Raw genomic sequence first — 7,093 nt, 5'->3', positions numbered from 1 at the left:
ACGCCGGGGCTGCGGCGGCTGGCGCCCGGCATCCGCCGCACCGTCGCCACCACGCACGGCCACGAGATCTGGTGGGCCCGCACGCCGGGCGCCCGCGGCCTGCTGCGCCGGATCGGCCGCAGCTCGGACGTGGTGACCTACCTCGGCGCCTACACCCGTGCCCGGATCGCCCCCGCGCTCGGGCCGGACGCCCGGCTGGCGCGCCTGGTACCGGGGGTCGACCCGTCGGTCTTCCGGCCGGCCACCGCCACCGGCGCGTCCGGCGCCCCGGTCGTCCTGTGCGTGGCACGGCTTGTCCCGCGCAAGGGCCAGGACGTACTGATCCGCGCGCTGCCCGCGATCCGCCGGGCCGTGCCCGGGACCACCCTGGTGCTGGTCGGCCGGGGCCCGGACGAGGACCGGCTGCGGGGCCTCGCCCGCCGGCTCACCGAGCCGGGCAGCGTGGTGTTCACCGGCGGCCTCGGCCACGCGGGGACGGCCGTCCACTACGCCGCGGCGGACGTCTTCGCGATGCCGTGCCGCACCCGTCGGCTGGGGCTGGAGGCCGAGGGCCTCGGCATCGTCTACCTGGAGGCGGCCGCCGCCGGCCTCCCGGTGGTGGCCGGCCGCTCCGGCGGCGCCCCGGACACCGTCCTGGACGGCGTCACCGGCACGGTCGTCGACGGCCGCTCCCCCGCCGAGGTGGCCGCCGCCCTGACCCGGATCCTGCTCGCCCCGCCCGCCGAGCGCGCCCGGACGGGGGCGGCGGGGCGGCGCTGGGCCGAGGAGCACTGGACCTGGGAGTCCTCGGCACGGCGGCTCACCGACCTGCTGGACCCCGAGGTACCCCTGCCCGGCGCGACCGCCCCGGTCAATCCGGCTGCCCCCGCAGGTGCCTGACCAGCCGTGCGATCGCGGGCGCCCCGCCGTTGGCGCGCACCGCCGTCACCCAGTTCCTTGCCTGGCCCGGCAGGTCGTCCCGGCTCGGGCAGGAGAAGCTGAACAGCCAGACGTGGGCGGACAGATCGCGCTCCGGCAGCGCCCGCCACTCCTCGCCCCCGGCCTCGGCCAGCACGTCCAGGCAGGCCGCCAGCGCCTGGTCGCCGTCCCCGTCCCACTCCTGCCGCAGCCACAGCAGGAAGTTCGTCTGGGCCGTCGTGCTGTCGTCCTTGGTCGCCTCGCCCTTGAGCAGTCGGTTGACGATTGCGCTCTGCGGTTCCCGTGTCCTCGCCATGACGCCATCGTTCCGGCACCGAAACCACCGTGACAAGTGGGTGGATCGTCACCCGGCCGGCCGCTCACCGCCCCGCAGGTGCGCCAGCACGGCGAGCACCCGCCGGTTGCCCTCCGTCGGGTCCAGGTCCAGCTTCGTGAAGATGTTCCCGCAGTGCTTCACCACCGAGGCCTCGGTGATGCTCAACCGGCCCGCCACGGCCTGGTTGTTGAGGCCCTCGGCCATCAGCGCGAGCACCTCGCGTTCACGCGGGGTGAGTCGGGCCAGCGGGCGGTCGGCGGACTGGCCGCGCAGCAGCACCCGGACCACCTCGGGGTCGATCACCGTCTCCCCGTCGGCGACCCGCCGCAGCGCGTCCAGGAAGTCCGCGACGTCGCCGACCCGGTCCTTCAACAGGTACCCCAGACCGGCCGGTTGGGCGCCGGCGGCGGCGAGCAGCCGGGTCGCGTACGGGGTGGCCACGTACTGGGAGAGGACCAGGACGGGCAGGCCCGGGTGGCGCTCGCGCAGGGCGAGGGCGGCGCGCAGGCCCTCGTCGGTGTGGTCGGGGGGCATCCGGACGTCGGTGACCACGATGTCCGGCCGGTCGGCGTCCACGGCCGCGGCCAGCGCCCCGGCGTCGCCGACGGCGGCGGTCACCCGGTGGCCGCCGAGCGCGAGGAGTTCGACGAGTCCGGCGCGCAGCAGCACCGCGTCCTCGGCGATCACGACCCGGAGCACGGGACCTCCAGCCGCAGCGTCGTCGGGCCGCCCGTCGGGCTCGTCACCATCAGCCGTCCTCTCAGCAGTGCCACCCGGTCGGCGAGTCCCGCCAGTCCGGCCCCGGCGGCCGGGTCCGCCCCGCCGCGCCCGTCGTCGGTCACCTGGACGACCAGCCGGCCACCCGCGAGCCGCCCGTGGACGGTGATCGCGGTGGCACCGCTGTGCTTGGCCGCATTGGTGAGCGCCTCGGTGACGGTGAAGTAGGCGGTGGTCTCCACGGGGGCGGGCAGCCGCTCCGGGAGCTCGATGTCGGTGGCCACCGGGATCGGGTGGCGCTGCGCGACCTCGTCGACGGCGGCGGCGAGCCCGTGGTCGGTGAGCACCTGCGGGTGGATGCCGCGCACCAGTTCGCGCAGCTGCTCCAGCGCCTGCCGGGCCTCGCCGCGCGCCCGGGTGACGAGTTCGGCGGCCCGGGCGTCCCGGGCGCCCTCGCCGCGGGCCTCCCGGCCACCGCCCCCGGCCCCCTCCTGGCCGCGCAGCTCGTACTCGGCGAGTCCGAGGGTCATGCTGAGCGCGACCAGCTGCTGCTGCGCGCCGTCGTGCAGGTCGCGCTCGATCCGGCGCCGCTCGGCCTCGAAGGCGTCGGCCAACCGGGCGCGGGAGCGGGTGAGTTCGAGCACCTGACGGCCGAGGTCGTCCTCCCGGGGCCCGAGCAGGAAGCGGGCCAGCGCGACCTCGGCACAGGCCAGCAGCGCCCCGACGTACGCGCAGAGCAGCAGGCCGGCCAGCCCGGCGGCGGCGAACGGCAGGGCGGCGAGCGGCCCGGGGACGGCGTGCCCGGGGACGAGCATCACGGTCTCCGGAGCGAGCGCCCAGACCACCAGCGGGGAGATCACGTACAGGCCGGAGAACACCAGCAGCGCGGTGAAACCGAGCGAGGCGGCGGCCAGCACGGTCGAGACGAGCACGGCGTGGGCGAGTTCGCGCCAGGTGGCCCGCTCGCGCAACCGGGTGCGGATCCGGGCGCGGCGGCCCGCCCCGGGCAGGCTCCGGTGCGGGTCGGACAGGGGGAACGGCTCGACCAACCGCAGCCGCCACCGGGCCACGGCCGCTGCGGGGATGCCCGCGAGCGCCAGGGCGAGCAGCACCGGCAGCCCGACGCCGACCACCGACAGCCCCGCACCGAGCACCAGCAGCGCCGCGAGGACCGCCAGCAGCACCGGCCCGAACAGCGCGCCGCCGAGCAGGTACGCCCAGCAGCGCGGCACCCAGCGGGTGAACGGGAAGCGCAGCGGGTTCGCCCGCAGTGCCTCGCCCACGGACGTCGGCTGCTGCTCCCCCTCGCTGGTCCCCGCGCTGGTCCGCCCGCCGCTCCCCTCGCTCACCCGATCCACCCTAGCCGACCGGCTGACGGCCCTTCGGGTCCTCGGCCTGCTGCACGGTCCGGGCCCGGCGCGGCCTGGTCAGCGCGACGGCCACGATCACCAGCGCGCCGCCGGCCAGGGCGTTCCAGCCCACCGGCTCGTGCAGGAAGGCCGCGCCGAGGGCGGTGGACCACAGCGGGGTCACATAGGTGACCGCGGAGGCCACCGTCGTGCCCGCCGACCGGACCAGGCCCAGGTTGAGCAGGTAGGCCAGGCCCGTCCCGAGCGCGCCGAGCACCAGCAGGGCGGCGGACGCGGCGTGGCCGGGCCAGTGCGGGGCACCCGCGGCGAGCGGGGCGATCAGGGCCAGCTCGGCCGCGGCGCAGCCGATCTGGAGTGCGGAGAGGGTGGTCACCGACTCCGGGCGGCCGGACAGGAAGCGGCGCAGGTAGGCGAAGCCGGCGCCGTAGCAGCAGGCGGCGGCCAGGCAGGCCAGCGCGCCGGCGGTCGCCCCGGCGCCGAGGCCGCGCCAGACCCCGAGCACGGTGAGCACGCCGAGGAAGCCGAGCCCGAGGCCGGCCAGCCGGCGGGCGCCCGGGTGGCGCTCCTCGGGGACGGTGAGCACCGCGAACAGCAGGGTGAACAGCGGGGTGGTCGCGTTCATCACCCCGGCGAGCACCGAGCTGACCCTGGTCTCGCCGAAGGAGAACAGGGTGAACGGCACGGTGTTGAGCAGCACCGCGACCACGGCCGAATGCCCCCACAGCGCCCGATCGCGCGGGGCCCGCTCGCCGCGCAGCAGCAGGACCGCCCACAGCGTGACGGCACCGAACAGGCAGCGCCACAATGCCACCCACACCGGCGGCACCCCCGCGTCGACCGCCACCTTGATCAGGGCGAAGCTCGCGCCCCAGATCACCGACAGGGCCACGAAGCCCGGCAGCCAGCGCCGCACTCCCACCACCTCCGTCCTCGCACTGCTCGCGTGTTCGCGTGTTCGCGTGTTCGCGTGTTCGCTTGTCGCTGGACAGAGCGTGGCCCGGCCCGGAGCATGAGTCCAACAAGTGGTAGCCCGTTCGTGATGAGGAAGTCTCATGACCCCGGACATCAACCTGGCCCAGCTCAGGGCACTGGTCGCGGTCGCCGACACCGGCGGCTTCAGCGCGGCCGCCGACGAGCTGGGCATCAGCCAGTCCGCGGTCTCGCACGCCGTCGCCGCGCTGGAGCGGAACCTCGGCGCGCCCGTGCTGCGGCGCGGGAACCCGTGCCGCCCCACCCCGCTGGGTGAGCAGGTCCTGCCGCACGCCCGGACCGCCGTCGCCTCGGCCGCCGCCGTCCGCGCCATCGCCACCCGGCACTCCGGCGGCCTGACCGGCACGGTACGCCTGGCGGCGCCGACCACCGTCTGCCAGGCGCTGCTGCCCGGGCTGCTGCAGGACTGGCGGGCGGCCTACCCGCAGGTGACCGTCCGGGTCTTCGAGGGCGAGGACGAGGAGCTGGCGGCCTGGCTGGAGGCGGGCACGGTGGACGCCGCCGTGCTGGTGGACGCCGGGCCGCTGCCGCCCGGGGCAGTCGCGCTCGGCGCCGACTCGATGCACGCGCTGTTGCGCCGCGACCACCCGCTCGCCGGTCAACCATCCATCCACGTAGCCGAGTTGGAGGACGACGACTTCCTGCTCTCGGAGGGCGGCTGCGAACGCCACATCCGCGAGGCCTACCGGCGGGCCGGCGCCCGCTTCACGCCCCGGCACCGCATCCGCGACCTGAACACCCTGATCGGCATGGTGCACGCGGGCGTCGGGGTCTCGGTGATGCCCGCGCTGGCGCTGACCATGCTCCCGGCCGAGTGCGTACTGGTCCCGATCCGGCCCACCGTCCACCGGACGCTGTCGCTGACCGGGCCGGCCGGCCGCCCGTGGTCCCCGGCGGTCAGCGGGCTGCTGGCGGGGGTGGAGGCCGGGGTCGGGGCGAAGGCCGGGGCCGGGGTCTGACCTGCCGCAACCGTTCCCGCACGGGTCGCGTGGACTCACCTGCGCGACAGACGGGGCGTCCGGCGAGAGGGAGCGGCGGGGCGGGTTTCGCCGGACCACACCGTCTGCACGCCCTGGCGGATACCATCGCCCCCATGCCCCCGCAGGACCACCCCGACCGCGCCGAGCCGGTGCCGCCGCACCGTCGCCGAGGGGCGCTGAGGTGTGGTACGGGACCGTCGGCCCAGCCAGCCAGCCAGCCAGCCAGCCAGCCAGCCAGCCAGCCAGCCAGCCAGCCAGCCAGCCAGCCAGCCAGCCAGCCAGCCAGCCAGCCAGCCACGTAGCGCCCCGCGCAGCCCGGACTCCCCCGCCGAGGTGCTGTTCGCCGTGCGCTCGGCCGCCGCGCTGCACCGGCTGCTCGACCTGCTGCCCGCCTTCGAGGGTGACGACCGGGTCCGCTGCCGCTTCACCCTCGTGCCCGGCTCAGACTTCGCCGCCGACGCGCTCGCGGCCGTGGACGCCGCCGGGGCGCGCTGCATCCCGTGGGCCGAGGCCCTCGCCGGCCGGCACGACCTGATCCTCACCGCCAGCCCCAAGGGCGCGCTCGGCGGCCTGCGCGGTCGGCAGGTGCTGCTCCCGCACGGCGCGGGCTTCAACAAGGCGCTGGCGCGGGAGGGCTCGCCGGAGCTGCCGTCCGGCCTCGACCCGGCGTTCCTGCTCAGCGGCGGCAGCCCCACCGCCGCCCTGCACGCCCTCGCCCACCCCGACCAGATCGAACGGCTGGCCGCCCGGCTGCCCGACGCCCGGCGGCACGCCATCGTCGCCGGGGATCCGACGCTCGACCGGATCCTGGAGTCCCTGGACCGGCGCGAGGCCGTCCGCGCCGCGCTCGGCACCGGCGGGCGGCGGCTGGTGGTGCTCTCCTCCACCTGGGGACCGCAGTCGCTGCTCGCCCGCCGACCCGGCCTGCCCGCCGAACTCGCCGCCCGGCTGCCGTACGACGGGTACCAGCTGGCGCTGATCGTCCACCCCAACGAGTACAGCCGGACCGGCTCCTTCGACCTGTCCCGGCGGCTGCGCCCCGCGCTGGACGCCGGGTTGATGCTCGCGGCGCCGTACGAGGAGTGGGCGGCCCTGCTCGTCGCCGCGGACGTCCTGGTCACCGACCACGGCTCGGTGGCGCTCTACGCCGCCGCGCTGGACCTGCCGGTGGTGGCGGCCTGCGACGGCGCCGACGAGCTGGTCCCCGGCAGCCCGATGGCCCGGCTGCTCGCCGCCGTACCGCGTCTGGACCCGGTGGACCCGGCGCCGTGCCTGTCGGAACGGCCAGGCCGCACCCGCCGGTTCGCCGAACGGGCCTTCGCGCGCACCGGACGGTGCCTGGAGACGCTGCGGCCCGAGCTGTACAAGCTGCTCGGTCTGGTCCCGCCGCCGTACCCCGTGCGGCCGCGCCCGCTGCCGGTGCCCGAGCACGCCCCGCAGGCCCCGGCCGCGTTCGCCGTCCGGGCGTCCACCGACCGTGATCCGATCACCGTCGAACGGCTCCCGCCCTGGACGGACCTGCCCTTCCACCACCTCGCCGCCGAGTACGGCCGGGCCGGCACCCGCGCGCTCCAGAGCGCCGCCCTGATCTACCGCCGCGCCGACGCCCCGGCCGCGCGAACCGGCTGGCACCACGAGTACCGGACCGCCGCCGACTGGACGGCCGAGGTCTTCGAGGAGCATCCGAACTGCCGCACGGCCGCCGTGCTCCTCTCCCCCGCCACCGCCCTGCTGCGCCGCGACGGCGGCGCCCCGGTCGGCGTCCACGTGGCCGCCGACCGCTCCGGCGGTCGCGTCCGCCG

The 7,093-nt window shown here is 76.7% G+C and carries 7 protein-coding genes; 3 read left to right on the top strand and 4 right to left on the bottom strand.

Features of this window, described 5'->3' with window-relative positions:
- Positions 1-879, top strand: an 879-nt coding sequence (locus tag KS423_RS33420) for a glycosyltransferase family 4 protein (protein ID WP_224283506.1), incomplete at its 5' end; no start/stop codon positions are given.
- Here the strand turns inward: KS423_RS33420 and KS423_RS33415 are convergent.
- The 4 genes from KS423_RS33415 to KS423_RS33400 all read right to left on the bottom strand — a co-directional run bounded on the left by KS423_RS33415 (position 851) and on the right by KS423_RS33400 (position 4,234).
- A complete protein-coding gene (locus KS423_RS33415) occupies positions 851-1,213 on the bottom strand; it encodes a hypothetical protein (RefSeq protein ID WP_224283505.1) in 363 nt (120 codons plus the stop codon). The two genes, KS423_RS33420 and KS423_RS33415, sit on opposite strands and share 29 nt — an antisense overlap.
- Before the next feature lie 48 nt (positions 1,214-1,261).
- A complete protein-coding gene (locus KS423_RS33410) occupies positions 1,262-1,933 on the bottom strand; it encodes a response regulator transcription factor (protein ID WP_224283504.1) in 672 nt (223 codons plus the stop codon).
- On the bottom strand, positions 1,918-3,234 hold the full coding sequence (locus KS423_RS33405) for a sensor domain-containing protein (RefSeq protein WP_224283507.1): 1,317 nt from the start codon (positions 3,232-3,234) through the stop codon (positions 1,918-1,920). Before KS423_RS33405 ends, KS423_RS33410 begins: the two co-directional genes overlap by 16 nt.
- A 76-nt stretch (positions 3,235-3,310) precedes the next feature.
- Positions 3,311-4,234, bottom strand: a complete 924-nt coding sequence (locus tag KS423_RS33400; protein WP_224283503.1) for a DMT family transporter — start codon at positions 4,232-4,234, stop codon at positions 3,311-3,313.
- Positions 4,235-4,373: 139 nt separating this feature from the next.
- Between KS423_RS33400 and KS423_RS33395 the strand changes: the two genes are divergently transcribed.
- Both KS423_RS33395 and KS423_RS33390 read left to right on the top strand, forming a co-directional pair.
- Positions 4,374-5,270, top strand: a complete 897-nt coding sequence (locus KS423_RS33395) for a LysR family transcriptional regulator (RefSeq protein ID WP_224283502.1) — start codon at positions 4,374-4,376, stop codon at positions 5,268-5,270.
- Between the two features lie 354 nt (positions 5,271-5,624).
- The coding region (locus tag KS423_RS33390) for a translation initiation factor 2 (RefSeq protein ID WP_224283501.1) at positions 5,625-7,093 on the top strand (1,469 nt) is incomplete at its 3' end.

The organism is Streptomyces sp. LS1784 (assembly GCF_020103755.1).
Taxonomy (GTDB): domain Bacteria; phylum Actinomycetota; class Actinomycetes; order Streptomycetales; family Streptomycetaceae; genus Kitasatospora.
The sequence above is the reverse complement of the archived record's forward strand: the minus strand, read 5'-3'. Positions and strand labels throughout refer to the sequence as shown.

Coding starts and splice junctions, on each gene's coding strand:
- KS423_RS33395 (WP_224283502.1), top strand. CDS start 4,374: ATGACCCCGGACATCAACCTGGCCCAGCTCAGGGCACTGGTCGCGGTC.
- KS423_RS33415 (WP_224283505.1), bottom strand. CDS start 1,213: ATGGCGAGGACACGGGAACCGCAGAGCGCAATCGTCAACCGACTGCTC.